1 protein-coding gene is annotated in these 18,715 nt (G+C 75.3%); it reads right to left on the reverse strand.

Annotation, left to right across the window (positions count from 1 at the left end):
- Nucleotides 1-15 precede the first annotated feature (15 nt).
- Nucleotides 16-18,639 (reverse strand): SDR family NAD(P)-dependent oxidoreductase, encoded by an 18,624-nt coding sequence (locus ACF08D_RS13830; RefSeq protein WP_392222811.1) that lies wholly within the window; start codon nucleotides 18,637-18,639, stop codon nucleotides 16-18.
- Between the last annotated feature and the right edge of the window lie 76 nt (nucleotides 18,640-18,715).

The following is an 18,715-nucleotide window of genomic DNA, read 5'->3' on the forward strand; positions in this document are numbered from 1 at the left end:
CTCGTTGTCCATGCCCTACCTGCCGAGTTCGTTGTCGAGTGCCGCGAAGAGTTCGTCGTCGGTCGCCAGGCCGAGGTCGGTGTCGTCCGGGGCGCCGTCCGCGCCGCCGTCCACCGTCCGGAGCAGGCCGCGCAACCGTGTGGCGTACGTGTCCGCCGGGCCGTCGCCGTCCGGGGTGACGCCGGCGGCCGAGAGCGCGGCCTCCAGCGCGTCCAGGGCCGCCTGGACCGGGTCCGGCAGTTCGCCGACCAGCTCGTCCCAGAGGTGTCCGGCGACGGCGTGGACGGTCGGGTGGTCGAAGACCAGCGTGCTGGGCAGCCGCAGTCCGGTGGCGGTGTTCAGCCTGTTGCGCAGTTCCACCGCGGTGAGGGAGTCGAAGCCCAGGTCCAGCAGTCCGCGCCGGACGTCGATCGTCCGCGGGGCCGGGTGGTCGAGGACGGTGCCGACCTGGTCCCGGACGAAGTCGAGCAGCAGCTTCCGCTGCTCCTCCCCGTCCAGGCCCGTGAGCCGCTCCGCCAGCGGGACCTCCGCCGGTGCGGTGGTGCGGGGGACGGCTCGGCGCTCGGTGCGCACCAGGTCCCGGTACAGCTCGGGCAGTGCCTCCCCGAGGCCCCGCAGCGCCGCGAGGTCCAGGGCCACCGGCGCGAGCACCGGTCCGGTCCCCGCCTCGCCGCCGGTGTGCGGCGCGCCGGCTCCGGCCAGGGCCGTGTCGAGGGCCGCGAGGGCCCGGCCGGCCGGCATCGGCAGGATCCCGTTGCGGGCGATCCTGGCGCGGTCGGCGCGGTCGAGGCCGTCCGCCATGCCGTCCTCCCACATGCCCCAGGCGAGGGACACGGCGGGCAGGCCCGCGGCGCGCCGGTGTTCGGCGAGCGCGTCCAGGAAGGTGTTGCCGGCCGCGTAGTTGGCCTGCCCGGGGTTGCCCACCAGGCCGGCGACGGAGGAGAAGAGGACGAAGTCCGTCAGCTCCAGCCCGGCGGTCAGTTCGTGCAGGTTCCAGGCGGCCTCCACCTTCGGCCGCAGGACCCGGGAGAGGGCCTCCGGGGTCATGGCCTCCAGCGTGGTGTCCTCGACCACTCCGGCCGCGTGCACGACCGCGGTGAGCGGATGCGCGTCCGGGACCGAGGCGAGCAGCCCGGCCAGCGCGCCGCGGTCGGCCGCGTCGCAGGCCGTGACCCGTACGTCCGCGCCCAGCGCCGTCAGCTCGGCGACCAGGTCCTCCGCCCCGCCCCGCCGGCTGGTGAGCAGCAGGTGCCGGGCGCCGCGGGCGGTGACCAGGTGCCGGGCGACCCGCGCGCCCAGTGCGCCGGTGCCGCCGGTGATCAGCACCGTGCGCTCCGGGTCGAACACGGCGCCGGCGTCCGGGTCCGGGGCCGGAGTCGGGGCCGGGGCCGGGGCGAGCCGGGTCACCCATGCCCGCCCGTCCCGCAGTTCCAGGCTGGGCCGGGGGTCGGCCAGGGCCGCGGCGAGCAGCTCGCGGTCGGCCGGGAGGCCGGTCGTGGTCACGTGCTGGAACCGTCCCGGGTGCTCCGACTCGGCGGTCCGCATCAGTCCGGTGAGCGCGCTGTGCGCCAGGTCCCCGGTGCTGACCACGGCGAGCCGCGTCCCGGCCGGTGTGCCGGTGGCGAGCCACTGCCGCAGTACCGCCGACACCTCCTGGGTGACCCGGCCGGTCTCCCGCGCAGGGGCCGGGGCCACCGGGAGGACGACCACGTCGGGTGCGGCCCGGCCGTCCGCCACGGCGGCGGTCAGGGCAGTGAGGTCGGCGACGTGCTCGGCGGCGAGTCCCGGGTCGGCCGCGCCGAGGACCACGACGTCCGGGTCGCCACCGGTGGGGAGTTCCACCCCGGTCCGCCGCACCGCGTACAGGTCCCGGCCGGAGAGGTGGGCCGGCACGGTCCCCGCCGGCAGGGCCCGCAGGGCGAGCGACGCGACGGTGGCGACCGGCGAGCCCGTCTCGTCGGCGATGAGGACCGCGGTGCTTCCGTCCGGCCCGGCCGAGAGCACGACCCGCAGCGTGTCGGTCGGAGCCCCGGTCAGCTGCACGCCGCCGAAGGAGAAGGGCAGCCGCGGTCCGGCCGCCTCCTCCAGGAGCAGCGCGTGCAGCGCGGAGTCGAACAGTGCCGGGTGCAGGGCGAACCCGCCGGCGTCGGCGGACAGCCGTACCTCGGCGCAGAGGTCGTCGCCCGAGCGCCATGCCGCCCGGAGCCCCTGGAAGGCGGGCCCGTAGCCGTAGCCCCGGTCGGCGAGGCGGTCGTACAGGTCCTCGACGGGCACGGGCTCGGCGCCGGCCGGGGGCCAGGAGGCGAGGTCGCGTCCGGGGCCGGGGGGTACGGCGGCCGTCACGGTTCCGGTGGCGTGCCGGTCCCAGGCGTCGCCCTCCCGGTCCCCCCGCGAGTGGACGTCGACGGGCCTGCGGCCGTCCCCGTCGGGGCCGCCGACGGTGATCTGGAGCTGGAGCGCGCCCTCGCCGGGGAGGACCAGGGGTGCCTGGAGGGTGAGCTCCTCCAGGCGCTCGCAGCCCAGTGCGGCGCCCGCGTGGAGGGCGAGTTCCACCAGGGCCGTACCCGGGACCAGCACGGTGCCGGCGACGGCGTGGTCGGCGAGCCAGGGGTGGCTGCGGCCCGAGATCCGGCCGGTGAACAGGGCACCGTCGGAGCCGGCGAGCGGCACCGCGGCCCCGAGCAGCGGGTGCCGCGCGGTGTCGAGTCCGGCCGAGCGGACGTCGGCTCCGCCCGGCCCCTCCGTGAGCCAGTGGCGCCGGCGCTGGAAGGGGTACGTCGGCAAATCGGCGGCCGGTCCGGCACTCCCGCCGAACAGGGCGCGCCAGTCCACCGGCACGCCCCGCACATGGGCGTGGGCCAGGGCCGTGACGGCGGTGTGCGGCTCGGGCCGCCCGCGGCGGAGCACCGGGACCAGGAGCGATCCGGCGCCGAGGAAGTCCTGCCCCATCGCGCTGAGCACGCCGTCCGGGCCGAGCTCCAGGAAGGTGCGTACGCCCTCGGCCTCCAGGGCGCGTGCCGCGTCCTCGAACCGCACGGGCCGCCGGACGTGCCGGACCCAGTACTCGGGGGTGGTGAGTTCCCCGGCGCCGGCCGGCCGGCCGGTCAGGGTGGAGACGACCGGGATGGTGGGCTCGGCGAAGTCCAGTCCCTCGGCGACCTTCCGGAAGTCGTCCAGCATCGCGTCCATGTGCGGGGAGTGGAAGGCGTGGCTGACGCGCAGCCGCTTGGTCCGGTGGCCCTGGGCGGTGAGGGCCGCCCCGGCGGCCTCGACGGCCTCGGTGTCGCCGGAGAGCACCACGGAGGCGGGGCCGTTGACGGCGGCGATGTCCAGCAGGTCCTCCCGCCCGGCGAGCAGCGGCAGTACCTGCTGCTCGCCGGCCTGTACGGCGAGCATCGCGCCGCCGCCGGGCAGCGCCTGCATCAGCCGCCCGCGGGCCGCGACCAGCCGCGCCGCGTCCGCCAGGGTGAGAACGCCGGCGACGTGCGCGGCGGCCAGCTCACCGATGGAGTGGCCCGCGAGGAAGTCCGGCCGTACGCCCCAGCTTTCGAGGAGCCGGAAGAGCGCGACCCCGGTGGCGAACAGGGCGGCCTGGGTGAAGCCGGTCCGGTCCAGCGGCTCGGGGTCCGTGCCGAAGAGGACGTCGGGCAGCGGCTTCTCCAGCAGGGGGTCCAGCTCCGCGCACACGGCGTCCAGGGCCTCGGCGTAGGCGGGGTAGGCGGTGTACAGCTCCCGGCCCATGCCGGGCCGCTGGCTGCCCTGGCCGGTGAAGAGGAAGGCCGTGCGGCCGTCCACGGGTGTGCCCCGCACGGTGAGCTCGGCGCAACCGCCGGCCGCTTCGGTGGCGGTGGAGGCCACCACCACGGCGCGGTGCGGCAGCCGGGCCCGTCCGGTGGCGAGGGTCAGGCCCGCCGGTGCGAGGTCCCGCTGCCCGGAGCCGGCGAGGGCGGCGCCCACCCGGTCGGCCTGCGCCCTGAGGGCGGCGTCGTTGTGCGCGGACAGCAGCAGCGGCACGACCGGCATCGGCCCGGCGGGCGGGGGCGGCTCCTCGGCCGGCGGCTGCTCCACGATGACGTGGGCGTTGGTGCCGCTGATGCCGAAGGACGACACACCCGCCCGGCGCGGCCGCCCGGACTCGGGCCACGGCACCGCCTCGGTGAGCAGTTCCACCCGGCCGGCGGACCAGTCCACGTGCGGGCTGGGCTCGTCGATGTGCAGGCTCCTGGGGAGCACCCCGTGCTCCATCGCCATGACCATCTTGATGACGCCGGCCACCCCGGCGGCGGCCTGGGCGTGTCCGATGTTCGACTTCAGGGAGCCCATCAGGAGGGGCGCGGGGCGCTCCTGCCCGTAGGCGGCGAGCACGGCCCGGGCCTCGATCGGGTCACCCAGCGTGGTGCCGGTGCCGTGGGCCTCCAGCGCGTCCACGTCCGCCGCGGTGAGGCCCCCGTTGGCCAGGGCCTGGCGGATCACCCGTTCCTGGGAGGGGCCGTTGGGGGCGGTGAGGCCGTTGCTGGCCCCGTCCTGGTTGACGGCGGTGCCGCGGATCACGCCGAGGACGCGCCGGCCGTTGCGCCGGGCGTCGGAGAGGCGTTCCAGCAGGAGGACTCCGGCGCCTTCGGCCCAGGCCGCCCCGTCCGCCCGCGCGGAGAAGGACTTGCACCGGCCGTCGGGTGCCAGGCCGCGCTGCCGGCTGAACTCCACGAACAGGCCGGGCGAGGCCAGGACGGTCACTCCGCCGGCCAGGGCGAGCCCGCACTCGCCGTTGCGCAGCGCCTGCGCGGCGAGGTGGAGGGAGACCAGCGAGGAGGAGCAGGCCGTGTCGACGGTGATCGCCGGCCCCTGGAGACCGAAGGTGTAGGCGACGCGGCCGGAGGCGACACTGACGGTGCTGCCGACCGCCAGGTAGCCCTCCAGGGCTTCCGGGGCGTCCTTCAGGCGTGCCGCGTAGTCGTTGGCCATGACGCCGGCGAACACACCGGTCTGGCTGCCCTTGACGGAGGCCGGGTCGATACCGGCGCGTTCGAAGGCCTCCCAGCAGATCTCCAGCAGCAGGCGCTGCTGCGGGTCGATGGCGGTGGCCTCCCGTGCGCTCACCCCGAAGAACTCGGGGTCGAACTGCGGGGCGTCATAGAGGAATCCGCCGTGCCGGGTGTAGGAGGTGCCCGGCCGGTCGGGGTCCGCGTCGTACAGGCCGTCGAGGTCCCAGCCGCGGTCGTCGGGGAACGGGCCGATGGCGTCCCGCCCGTCGGACAGCAGCGCCCACAGCTCCTCCGGAGAGCTGACCTCTCCCGGGTAGCGGCAGGCCATCGCGACGATCGCGATCGGCTCGTCGGAGGCATCGGCGGCGTCGGAGGCGTGGGAGGCGTGGGAGGCGCCGGTGACCGGTCCGGGCCCGGCCGGCGCGGTGTCAGGGCCGAGCAGTTCGGTCCGGAGGAAGCCGGTCAGCGCGGCCGTGCTCGGGTGGTCGAACACCAGCGTCGCGGGCAGCTTCAGCCCGGTGGCCGTGTTCAGCCGGTTGCGCAGTTCCACCGCCTTGAGCGAGTCGAAGCCCAGCTCGTCGAAGGCCCGGTCGGGTGCGACCTGTCCCCCGTCGGTGTGCCCGAGTACGGAGGCCACCACGTCGCGGACCAGTTCCAGCAGGGTGCGTTCCTGGTCCCGGGGGGCCAGGGAGGCCAGGCGCTCCCGCAGGGAGTTCCCGCCCGCCCGCTCGCCGGCGGCGGTGCGCCGTGCCGGGCGTACCAGGCCGTGGAAGATCCCGGGCAGGGTGCCGTCGTCCCGCTGTGCCCGCAGCCCGGTGTGGTCCAGCAGGGCCGGGACGAGCACCGGCCGGCGCGTGGCGAGGGCCGCGTCGAACAGGGCGAGCCCCTGCTCGCTGCCGAGGGGGGCGATGCCGCTCCGGGACATCCGGGCGAGGTCGGCGTCGGTCAGGTGACCGGTCATCCCGCTGCCCTCGGCCCAGAGGCCCCAGGCCAGCGAGGTGCCGGGCAGGCCCAGGGCCCGGCGGTGGTGCGCCAGGGCGTCCAGATAGGCGTTGGCCGCGGCGTAGTTGGCCTGGCCGGCGGTGCCGACCGTGCCGGCCAGCGACGAGAACAGGACGAACGCGTCCAGTTCCCGGTCGGCCGTCAGCTCGTGCAGGTGCCGGGCGGCGTCGGCCTTGGGGCGCAGGACGGTGTCGAGCTGCCCGGCCGTGAGGGCGGGCAGCGTGGCGTCGTCGAGGACGCCGGCGGTGTGCAGGACCGCGGTGAGGGGGTGCGCGGAGGGGATCGCGTCCAGCATCGCGGCCACCGCCGTGCGGTCGGCCGTGTCGCAGGCGACCACGGACACCCGGGCTCCGGCGTCCGCGAGTTCGGCCTCCAGCTCCGGCATGCCCGCCGCTTCCCGGCCGCGGCGGCTCGCCAGCAGCAGGTGCCGTACGCCGTGTGCGGCGACGAGGTGGCGGGCGAACAGCCGGCCCAGGGTGCCGGTGGCACCCGTGATGAGCACGGTGCCCTCCGGGTTCAGGGCGGGCACGGTGTCGCCCGCCGCGGGCGAGGTGACCAGCCGCGGTACGAGCAGCGCCCCGTCGCGCAGGCTCACCTGCGCGTCCGGTACGGCCAGCGCACGGCCGAGCTCCGCCTCGGAGACGTCCCGGTCCGCCAGGTCCAGCAGCCCGAACCGGCCGGGGTTCTCCGTCATGGCGGTACGCACCAGGCCCCATACGGGAGCCGAGGCGAGTCCGGCCTCGGTACGGGCGGTGGTCGCGTCACGCGTCACGAAGACCAGGCGCGAGTCGGCGAACCGCTCCTCGGCGAGCCATTCCTGGGCGAGCCGCAGGGCGCGGTGCGCGGTCGCGGCGGGGCCTTCCCCGCCACCGACGGGCACCACCACGAGCGGCGGGGCTCCGGCCAGGCCGGCGAGGTCCGGGGAGGTGCCCAGCGGGGCGGGCAGGCCGTGGCCGGAGTCGTCGAGGACGGCCCATCCGGTGACCGGGGCCGCCTCCGGGGCGGTCGTCCAGTCCACGTGGAGCAGCGGCCGGCGGGGCGTGCCGGGGCCGGCGAGCCGCGCGGGGTCGACGGTCCGCAGGCTGAGCGCCCGCACCGACGCGACCGGCTCACCGCTCGTGTCGGCGAGGGACAGGGCGTGACCCGGGCCCTCCGGGGTGATGCGTACGCGCAGCACCTCGGCGTCCGCCGCGTGCAGCCGCACACCGCTCCAGGAGAACGGCAGGACCAGGCGGTCGTCCTCGGCGAGCGCCAGCGGGTGCAGGGCCGCGTCGAGGAGGGCCGGGTGGATCCCGAAGTCGCCCCGGGGGGCCTCCTCGGGGAGCGCGACCTCGGCGTACAGCTCCCGTCCGGCGCGCCATAGGGCCCGCAGGCCGCGGAAGGCGGGCCCGTACTGGAAGCCCCGCTCGGCGAGCGTGTCGTACGCCGCCGCCAGGTCGACCGGCTCGGCGCCGGCCGGGGGCCAGGCGGGGCCGGCCGGCGCGCCCGCGGGTCCGTCCGCGTGACCCAGGACGCCGGTGGCGTGCAGGGTCCACGGGTGGGGCGCGGTGTCGCCGGGCCCGGCCTCCGGGCGTGAGTGGACCGACAGCGCCCGCCGGCCCTCCTCGTCCGGGGCGTCGACCACGACCTGGATCTGCACGCCGTCGCGGCCGGCCAGGACCAGCGGCGCCTGGAGGGTCAGCTCGTTGAGCCGGTCGAGGCCCGTGTGGTCGCCCGCCCGGACGGCGAGGTCCACGAAGGCGGTACCGGGGAGCAGCACGGTGCCGGCCACGGCGTGGTCGGCCAGCCAGGGCTGCCGGTTCAGGGCGACCCTGCCGCTGAGGACCAGCTTGTCCTCGTCCGCCGTCCAGAGCGCGGCGCCGACGAGCGGGTGCCGCTCGGCGGACATGCCGAGCCCGCCCGCGTCCCCGGCCCGCGTGGGGCCCTCCAGCCAGTGGCGCCTGCGCTGGAAGGGGTACGTCGGGAGGTCCACGGCCGCGCCGGGTCCTCCGGTGACGGCCGTCCAGTCGACCGGAGCGCCCGAGACGTGGGCCTGCGCGGCGGAGGCGAGGAAGTCGCCGAGTCCGTCCCGGTCGCGGTGGAGGGAGGGCACGGTGACGGCATCGTCGTACGGCGTGTCGTCGATCGTCTCCTGGAGCGCGGTGGTCAGCACCGGGTGGGCGCTGGCCTCGACGAAGACCCGGTGGCCCTGGTCGAGCAGGGTCCGGGTGGCCTCCTCCAGCCGTACGGTCCGGCGCAGGTTGCGGTACCAGTACGCGCCGTCGAGCTCCGTGCCGTCCAGGGGTTGCCCGGTGACGGTGGAGAGGAAGGGCACCTCGGCGGCGCGCGGGGCGATCGGGGACAGGGCGTCGAGAAGCTCGTCCCGCAGGCTCTCGACGTGCGTGGAGTGGGAGGCGTAGTCGACGGGGACGCGCTTGGCGCGGATGCCGTCGCCCTTGCAGTGGGCGACCAGGTCCGCGAGGGCGGTCGCCTCTCCGGCGACCACCACGGAACGCGGGCCGTTGTGCGCGGCGATGTCGAGGGTGCCGTCCCACCGGGTGAGGAGTTCGCGGACCTCGCCGGCCGGCAGGGCCACCGACACCATTCCGCCCGTACCGGCCAGCCTCACCAGCGCCCGGCTGCGCAGGGCCACGACCTTCGCCGCGTCGTCCAGGGACAGTGCCCCCGCCACGGCGGCCGCCGCGATCTCGCCCTGCGAGTGGCCGAGCACCGCGTCCGGCTCGATGCCCACCGAACGCCACAGCGCGGCCAGGGACACCATGACCGCCCACAGCGCGGGCTGGACCACGTCCACCCGGTCGAGGCCGGGGGCGCCCTCGGCGCCGCGCAGGACGTCCCGCAGCGACCAGTCGGTGAACGGTGCCAGCGCCCGCTCGCACTCGGCCAGCCGGGCGGCGAACACCGGCGCGGTGTCGAGGAGTTCCAGCGCCATGCCCTGCCACTGCGAGCCCTGGCCGGGGAACACGAACACCGTCTTCCCCGGGCCCGTCACCGCGCCCTGGACGGCGTTCGCCGCGGAGCCGCCCGAGGCCAGCGCGTCGAGACCCGCCAGCAGCTCGTCCCGGTCCGCGCCGGACACCGCCGCCCGGAAGGGGAGGTGCGGCACCCGGGTCGCGAGGGCCGCGGCCACCCGCTCCGGGTCGGCGGTCTCCGCGGCGAGCAGGTCCCGCACCTGGCCGGCCCGGGCCGCCAGGGCCGTCTCGCTCTTCGCCGACACCAGCAGCGGCAGCCCCGCCGCCACCGGTGCGCCGGCCGCGGCCGGCTCCGGTCCCTGCTCCAGGACCACGTGCGCGTTGGTACCGCTGATGCCGAACGAGGAGACGGCCGCCCGACGCGGACGCGCCACCTCCGGCCACGCCCGGTGCTCGGTGACCAGTTCCACCGCACCCGCGGACCAGTCCACGTGCGGCGTGGGCTCGTCCACGTGCAGCGTCGCCGGAAGCTCGCCGTGGCGCATGGCCATCAGCATCTTGATGATGCCTGCGACGCCCGCGGCGGCCTGCGTGTGGCCGATGTTCGACTTGATCGATCCCAGCCGCAGCGGCTCCTCGCGGCCCTGGCCGTACGTGGCCAGCAGCGCGTTCGCCTCGATCGGGTCGCCGAGCCGGGTGCCGGTGCCGTGCGCCTCGACCGCGTCGACCTCGTGCGGGGCGAGGCGGGCGTTGGCGAGGGCCTGGCGGATGACGCGTTCCTGCGAGGGCCCGTTGGGCGCGGTGAGGCCGTTGCTCGCACCGTCCTGGTTGACCGCGCTGCCGCGGATCACGCCGAGGACGGTGTGCCCGAGGCGCCGGGCGTCCGACAGCCGCTCCAGCACCAGCAGGCCGGCGCCCTCGCCCCAGCCGGTGCCGTCCGCCGAGGCCGCGAACGACTTGCAGGTCCCGTCCGGCGACAGGCCGCGCTGGCGGGAGAACTCGACGAAGGTCGTCGGTGTCGACATCACCGTGACACCGCCGGCCAGGGCCATCGAGCACTCGCCCTGGCGCAGCGCCTGGGCGGCCTGGTGGACCGCCACCAGTGAGGAGGAGCACGCCGTGTCCAGGGTGACCGCCGGCCCTTCGAGACCGAAGGTGTACGCCACCCGGCCCGACAGGACACTGGAGATCGTGCCCGTCAGCAGGTGTCCCTCGAAGCCCTCGGGGGCGCTCCCCAGCCGTGAGCCGTAGTCGTTGTACATGACTCCCGCGAAGACGCCGGTCGGGGAGCCGCGCAGCGCGGCGGGGTCGATCCCGGCGCGCTCCAGCGCCTCCCAGGCGACCTCCAGCAGCACGCGCTGCTGCGGGTCGGTGGCGATCGCCTCGCGCGGGCTCATCCCGAAGAACTCGGCGTCGAACTCCGCCGACTCGTACAGGAATCCGCCCTTGCGCGTGTACGAGGTGCCGGTCTTCTCGGGGTCCGGGTCGAAGAGGGCGTCCACGTCCCAGCCCCGGTCGGACGGGAACTCGTCGATCGCGTCCCGGCCCTCCGCCACGAGCCGCCACAGCTCCTCCGGCGAGGAGACCCCGCCGGGGTAGCGGCAGCCCATGCCGACCACGGCGATCGGCTCGTCCAGGCCCGGCGCGTGGGCGGCCACCGCCGGGGCGGGGGCCGTCCCGGTCGCGTCGAGCCGGTCCAGCAGGAGGTCCGCCACGGCCCGGGGCGACGGGTGGTCGAACACCAGGGTGGTGGGCAGGCGCAGACCGGTCACCGCGTTGAGCCGGTTGCGCAGTTCGACACCGGTGAGCGAGTCGAATCCGGTGTCCGTGAAGGACCTGGCCGGGTCGATGTCGGCGCCGGCCCCGTGCCCGAGGACCAGCCCCACGGTCTCCCGTACGGTCTGGAGGACGGCCCGCGCCCGGTCCTCGCCGGCCAGCGCGGCCGTCCGCCGGAGCCACGACGAGCCGGCGTCGCCGGAGGCGCTGTTCGCCTGGCGGCGGGGTGCGCGGACCAGTCCGGTGAACAGCCCGGGAAGCGCGTCCTCGGCGGCCAGGGCGCGCAGGGCGGCGTGGTCGAGTTCGGCGGGGACCAGGAGCGGCTCCGCCGAGGCGAGGGCCGCGTCGAACATGCCGAGCCCCCGTTCCGGGGTCAGCGGGACGATGCCGCCGCGCTTCCACCGCGCGACGTCGGCGTCGGCGAGGCTCCCGGCCATGCCGTCGGCGCTGTCCCACAGGCTCCACGCGAGGGAGGTGGCGGGCAGGCCCCGGGCACGGCGGTGCTCCGCGAGCGCGTCGAGGAAGGTGTTCGCCGCCGCGTAGTTGGCCTGGCCGGCGTTGCCGATGAGGCCCGAGACGGACGAGAACATGACGAAGGAGGCGAGGTCGAGGGAGGCGGTCAGCCGGTGCAGGTTCCAGGCCGCGTCGGCCTTCGGACGCATCACCCGCTCCAGCCGGCCGGCCGACAGCGACGTGACCGTGGCGTCGTCCAGCACACCCGCCGCGTGCACCACGGCGGTCAGCGGGCGCTCGGCGGCGACCTCGTCCAGCAGACCCGCCAGCGCGTCGTGGTCGGACACGTCGCACCGCGCCATCCGGACCCGTGCGCCCGACTCGGCCAGCTCCGCCGCGAACTCGGCGGCGCCCGGGGTGTCGGCGCCCCGGCGCGACACCAGCAGCAGGTGCCGTGCGCCCTGGTGCGTCACCAGCCGGCGGGTCACCAGCCGGCCCAGCGTGCCCAGGGCACCGGTCACCAGGACCGTGCCCTCCGGGTCCAGGGCCCTGACCGGCTCCGCCGCGGCGTCCGCGGCACGCGCCAGGCGCGGTACGAACAACTCGCCGCCCCGCACCGCCACTTCGGGCTCGCCGGACGCCAGGACGGCGGGCAGCCGCTCCGGGCCGTCCTCGTCCAGGTGGGCCAGGACCAGCCGGCCGGGCTGCTCGGTCTGCGCGGTGCGGACCAGGCCCACGAGCGGGGCCGTGTGCAGGGCTCCGTCCGGTACGGCGACGACGAGCCGGCTCTCCGCGAGGTGCGGGGCGGCCAGCCACTCCCGTACCGCCTCCAGCCCGCGCGCCGCGGTGGCGTGGGTCCGGTCGAGCACCTCGTCCGTGGTGCCGCCGGCGAGTTCCCGCTCGCCGATCACCACGTACTCCGGTGCGGCGGCTCCGGCACCCACCGCGGCGGCCAGCGCGGCGAGGTCGGCGTACGGAGCCTCGCCGAGCCGGACCCAGTCCGGGCCGGTGACCGGCCCGTCCGCCGGGAGGCGCTCCCAGGCCACCCGGTACAGCGGCGTCGCGGCCGGGACGGGGCCGTCGAGCCGGTCGCGGGAGACGGGCCGGAGGGCGACCGACTCGATCGCCGCCACCGGGGCGCCCGACCCGTCGGCGAGGACGAGCCTGGCCGTGTCCTGGCCGGTACGGGTCCAGCGGACGCGCAGCGCCGTGGCGCCGACCGCGTGCTGCGCGAAGCCCGAGAAGGAGAACGGCAGCCGGATCGTGCCGTCGTCCCGCGCCGGGGCCGCGGCCTCCAGCACGAGCGGGTGCAGAGCGGCGTCGAGGAGGGCGGGGTGGGTGCCGAAGCGCCCGGCGTCGGTGTGGAGCCGGTCGGGCAGGGCGACCTCGGCGTAGAGGTCGTCACCGGCGCGCCAGGCGGCGCGCAGACCGTGGAAGGCCGGTCCGTAGCCGTAGCCCAGGTCGCCGAGGCGGTCGTAGACGCCGTCCAGCGGGAGGGGGGTGGCACCGGCCGGGGGCCACTGGTCCAGGGACGTGCCCGGCGAGGGGACGGCGGAGGTGAGCACGCCGGCCGCGTGGGCGGTCCACTGCTCCTCGCCGGTCCGTGCGTACACGGTGAACCGGCGGTCGCCGCGCGCGTCGGCCCGGTCGGCGGTCAGCCGCAGCTGCACGCCCGTCCTCTCGGGGAGGACCAGGGGCGCCTGGAGGGTGAGTTCCTCGACGGTGGCGCAGCCCAGCTGCTCGGCCGCGGTGCCCGCGAGCTCCACGAACACCGTTCCCGGGACCAGGACCGTCCCGCCGATGGCGTGATCGGCCAGCCACGGGTGCGAGGTCACCGACACGGACGCGGAGAACTGCACGGCGTCCCCGTCGGGCTCCGTGATCACCGCGGCCAGCAGCGGATGGTCCACGGCCGTCAGACCCAGGCCCGCCGCGTCACCGGAGCGGGGCGTGTCCAGCCAGAAGTGTTCGCGCTGGAAGGCGTAGGTGGGCAGGTCCACCAGAGCGGTAGCGGGCAGGGACCGCTCCCAGTCCACCTCCACCCCATGCGCGTGCACCGTGCCCAGAGCGGTCAGGAAGGAACGCTGCTCGTCGCGGTCCCTGCGCAGCAGCGGGACCACCACCACACCCTCGACCCCGTCCAGGCACTCACCGGCCAGACCCGCCAGCGTCCCGTCCGGGCCCAGCTCCACAAACGCCGTCACACCCAGACCGGCCAGCGTCGCCACACCGTCGGCGAAACGCACCGCCGAACGCGCCTGCACCGCCCAGTACTCGGCCGAGAACTCCTCGACCACCCCACCCGTCACATTCGAGACCACCGGAATCCGCGCAGCCCCATACGACACCGACCGCGCAACCTCGGTGAACTGAGCCAGCATCCCGTCCAGATGCGCCGAGTGAAACGCATGGCTCACCTTCAGCCGCGTCCCCTTCACACCCTCCCCACGCGCCAGCTCCAGCACCTCCAGCACAGCAGCCTCATCACCCGAGACCACCGTGCTGAACGGACTGTTGACCCCCGCCACCTCCACACCCGAACGACCCTCGAGCCACCCCGAAACCCGCGCCTCACCCGCAGCCAGAGCCACCATCGCCCCACCCGCGGCCACACCCTCCATCAACCGCGCCCGCGCACACACCAAACGCGCCGCATCCTCCAGCGACAGCACACCCGCCACATGAGCCGCCGCCAGCTCACCCACCGAATGACCCACCACATAATCCGGGACCACCCCGTAATGCCCCAGCAGACGGAACAACGCCACCTCGACCGCGAACAACGCCGGCTGAGTGAACACCGTCCGCCCCAACAGCTCCGGCTCCCCCTCGATCACCCCCGCCAGCGAACGCTCCAGATACACATCCAGCGCCGCCACAACCTCGTCGAACGCAGCCGCGAACACCGGCTCCGCCCCATACAACCCACGCCCCATCCCCAGACGCTGACTCCCCTGCCCCGAGAACAAGAACGCGACCTGGCCCGCCGGGACGGCCTCGCCCGGGGTCAGCGCCCGCAGGGCGTCGAGGAGTTCGTCGCGGGTCTCCCCCACGACCACCGCGCGGTGGGCGAAACGGGCACGCGTCACGGCCAGCGACCGGCCCACGGCAGCGGCGTCCAGCTCCGGCCGCTCCTCCAGGAACGACACCAGCCGCTCCGCCTGCTCCGACAGAGCGGCCGCCGACTTGCCCGACAGCACCCACGGCACCGGGCCCCGCGCCGGGTCCGCCTCGGGGGCGCCGGTCCGCCCGGCCTCCTCGACGACGAGGTGGGCGTTGGTCCCGCTGATGCCGAAGGACGAGATGCCCGCCCGGCGCGGCCGGTCCAGCTCGGGCCACTCCCGGGCCTGCGTCAGCAGCTCCACCGCGCCGGCCGACCAGTCGACGTGCGCGGTCGGCTCGTCCACGTGCAGTGTCGCCGGGAGGACCCCGTGGCGCATGGCCATGACCATCTTGATCACGCCCGCGACGCCCGCGGCGGCCTGCGTGTGGCCGATGTTCGACTTCAGCGAGCCGAGCCGCAGCGGCTCCTCGCGGTCCTGGCCGTACGTGGCCAGCAGCGCCTGCGCCTCGATCGGGTCGCCGAGCCGGGTGCCCGTGCCGTGCGCCTCCACCGCGTCCACCTCGGACGGCGCCAGGCGGGCACGCTTCAGCGCGGTGCGGATGACCCGCTCCTGCGAGGGCCCGTTGGGGGCCGTCAGACCGTTGCTCGCACCGTCCTGGTTCACGGCGGACCCGCGGATCACGGCGAGCACCCGGTGCCCGTGGCGCTCGGCGTCCGACAGCCGCTCCAGCACCAGCAGGCCCACGCCCTCGGCCCAGCCCGTGCCGTCCGCCGACGAGGAGAACGCCTTGCACCGCCCGTCCGGCGACAGCCCGCGCTGCCGGGAGAACTCCACGAACATGCCGGGCGTCGCCATGACGGACACACCGCCGGCGAGTGCCACGGAGGACTCTCCCTGGCGCAGTGACTGCGCGGCGAGGTGGAGCGCGACCAGCGAGGACGAGCACGCGGTGTCGACGGTCACCGCCGGGCCCTCCAGCCCGAAGGTGTAGGCCAGCCGGCCCGAGGCCACGCTGGTGGTGCTGCCCGTCAGCAGGTGGCCGTCGTGCCCGCCGGACGGCTCGTGCAGCCGCGGCCCGTACTCCTGTGCCGTCGCGCCCACATACACACCGGTACGGGTGCCGCGCAGCGTCGCGGGGTCGATGCCCGCCTGCTCGAAGGCTTCCCAGGCCGTCTCCAGCAGCAGCCGCTGCTGGGGGTCCATGGCCGCCGCCTCGCGCGGACTGATGCCGAAGAACCCGGCGTCGAAGCGGTCCGCGTCGTGCAGGAAGCCGCCCCGGGTGGCGTAGGTCTTGCCGGGGCTGTCCGGATCGGGGGTGAACAGCGCGTCGAGGTCCCAGCCCCGGTTGGCCGGGAACTCGCCGACCGCGTCGACCTCGCCGCTCACCAGCCGCCACAGGTCCTCGGGAGAGGCGACCCCTCCGGGCAGCCGGCATGCCATGCCCACGATCGCGATCGGCTCGTCCGGGGCCGCGGTCTCGTACGCGGTGTCGTACGCGGTGTCGTCCGGGTCGTGGCTCCGGTCCGGGCCGAGCCGACCGGCGAGGTGTCCGGCGAGCCGGGCCGGGGTCGGGTGGTTGAAGAGGAGCCCGGCGGGCAGCGAGAGCCCGGTAGCCGTGTTCAGCGCGTTCCGCAGCTCCACGGCCGCGAGGGAGTCGAAGCCCAGGTCCTTGAAGGTCGTGTCGGCGTCCACGTCGCGCGCCGACCCGTGGCCGAGCACCGCCGCGACGTGCGCACGCACCAGTTCGAGTGCGTCGCCCCGCCCGGTGGCGCGCTGCGGGCCGGTGCTCCGCCCGGCCGCGACCGGCCGGGCGTCGTCCGGCGCGACCGCCGGGCCGTCCAGCCAGAAGTGTTCGCGCTGGAAAGCGTAGGTGGGCAGGTCCACCACAGCCGCACCCGGCAGGGACCGCTCCCAGTCCACCTCCACCCCATGCGCGTGCACCGTGCCCAGAGCGGTCAGGAAGGAACGCTGCTCGTCGCGGTCCCTGCGCAGCAGCGGGACCACCACCACACCCTCGACCCCGTCCAGGCACTCACCGGCCAGACCCGCCAGCGTCCCATCGGGGCCCAGCTCCACAAACGCCGTCACACCCAGACCGGCCAGCGTCGCCACACCGTCGGCGAAACGCACCGCCGAACGCGCCTGCACCGCCCAGTACTCGGCCGTGAACTCCTCGACCACCCCACCCGTCACATTCGAGACCACCGGAATCCGCGCAGCCCCATACGACACCGACCGGGCAACTTCGGTGAACTCCGCCAGTATCCCGTCCAGATGCGCCGAGTGAAACGCATGGCTCACCTTCAGCCGCGTCCCCTTCACACCCTCCCCACGCGCCAGCTCCAGCACCTCCAGCACAGCAGCCTCATCACCCGAGACCACCGTGCTGAACGGACTGTTGACCCCCGCCACCTCCACACCCGAACGACCCTCGAGCCACCCCGAAACCCGCGCCTCACCCGCAGCCAGAGCCACCATCGCCCCACCCGCGGCCACACCCTCCATCAACCGCGCCCGCGCACACACCAAACGCGCCGCATCCTCCAACGACAGCACACCCGCCACATGAGCCGCCGCCAGCTCACCCACCGAATGACCCACCACATAATCCGGGACCACCCCGTAATGCCCCAGCAACCGGAACAACGCCACCTCGACCGCGAACAACGCCGGCTGAGTGAACACCGTCCGCCCCAACAGCTCCGGCTCCCCCTCGATCACCCCCGCCAGCGAACGCTCCAGATACACATCCAGCGCCGCCACAACCTCGTCGAACGCAGCCGCGAACACCGGCTCCGCCCCATACAACCCACGCCCCATCCCCAGACGCTGACTCCCCTGCCCCGAGAACAAGAACGCCACCGCGCCGTCCGGCACCGCACGCCCCGACACCACTCCGGCCGCGGGCAGCCCCTGGGCCACCGCCCGGACACCCGCCAGCAGTTCCTCGTGGCTCTCCCCCAGGACCACCGCGCGGTGGGGGAAACGCGTACGCGTCACGGCCAGCGACCGGCCCACGGCAGCGGCGTCCAGCTCCGGCCGCTCCTCCAGGAACGACACCAGCCGCTCCGCCTGGCCCGCCACGGCCTCGGGCGTCCTGCCGGACACCACCCACGGCACGACACCCGGACCGGCCTCCGCGCCGGACGGCTCGGTCCGCGCCGCCGGCTCGGTGCGCCAGTCCGAGAGCACGACATGGCAGTTCGTACCGCCCATGCCGAAGGAGCTGACCCCGGCGTAGAGCGGCTCGTCCGGCCGCGGCCAGGGCTCGCGGGTCCGCTGCACGGCCAGCTTCAGCTCGCCGAACGGGATGTCCGGGTTGGGGACCTCGTGGTTGAGGCTCGGGACGAGTTCGCGGTGGCGCAGGCAGAGCGCCACCTTCAGCAGGCCGGTGATGCCGGCGGCACCCTCCAGGTGCCCCACGTTCGTCTTCACCGAGCCGACCCGCAGCTCGGCTCCGTCCGCGCGGCCGCCGGCGAACACCGTGCCCAGAGCCGACGCTTCGACCGGGTCGCCCACCTTGGTACCCGTGCCGTGCAGTTCGACGTACTGCACCCGCTCCGTGGGCACACCGGCCCGCGCGTACGCCTGGCGCACCACGTCCTGCTGACCGGCGGCGCTCGGTACGGTGAGGCCCTCGCTCGTCCCGTCGTTGTTCATGGCGCTGCCGTGCAGCACGCAGTAGACCGGGTCGCCGTCCGCCACGGCGGCGCGCAGCGGCTTGAGCACCACGAACGCGCCGCCCTCACCGCGTACGTACCCATTGGCCCGCGCGTCGAAGGTGAAGCTGAGGCCGTCCGGCGACAGGGCGCCGAACCGCTCCGCGCCGAGGGTGCTCTCCGGCACCAGGTTGAGGTTCACACCGCCGGCGATCGCCATGGCGGACTCGCCCCGGCGCAGGCTCTCGACCGCCAGGTGCACGGCGACCAGGGAGGAGGACTGGCCGGTGTCCACGGCCGCGCTCGGTCCGTGCAGACCGAGGGCGTAGGAGATCCGGTTGGCGATGACACCGCGGCTGAGACCCGTCAGCGTGTGGCGGGTGATGCCGTCCGTCCCGCGCTGCCGGGTGAGCGCGGCGTAGTCGTCGGCGATGACGCCGACGAAGACACCGGTCCGGCTGTCGGCGAGGCGGGCGGGAACGATCCGGGCGTCCTCCAGCGCCTCCCACGCGAGCTCCAGCATCAACCGCTGCTGGGGATCCATCGAGGACGCCTCACGCGGACTGATGCCGAAGAACGCCGCGTCGAAGCCGCTGACGTCCTGGAGGTGGCCCCCCGGCCGGGACGGCAGTCCGGGACGGTTCTCCGGGGGCGCGCCGAGCGCGCTCCGGCCGTCGCGCAGCAGCTGCCACAGCTGAGCGGGGTTCTCCGCTCCCGGAAGCCGGCAGGACAGTCCGACGACGGCGATCGCCTCGTCCGACATCGACGTGTGCGCTTGGATTTCAACCATGGTCGAGCTGCCCCACCTAATGTGACGAACGTTGCCGGAGCGGGCGGACATGTCCCGCGGCCGTGGTGCGGGTCAT

This window comes from Streptomyces sp. NPDC015131 (genome assembly GCF_043079975.1).
GTDB lineage: Bacteria > Actinomycetota > Actinomycetes > Streptomycetales > Streptomycetaceae > Streptomyces.

Coding starts and splice junctions, on each gene's coding strand:
- ACF08D_RS13830 (WP_392222811.1), bottom strand. CDS start 18,639: ATGGTTGAAATCCAAGCGCACACGTCGATGTCGGACGAGGCGATCGCC.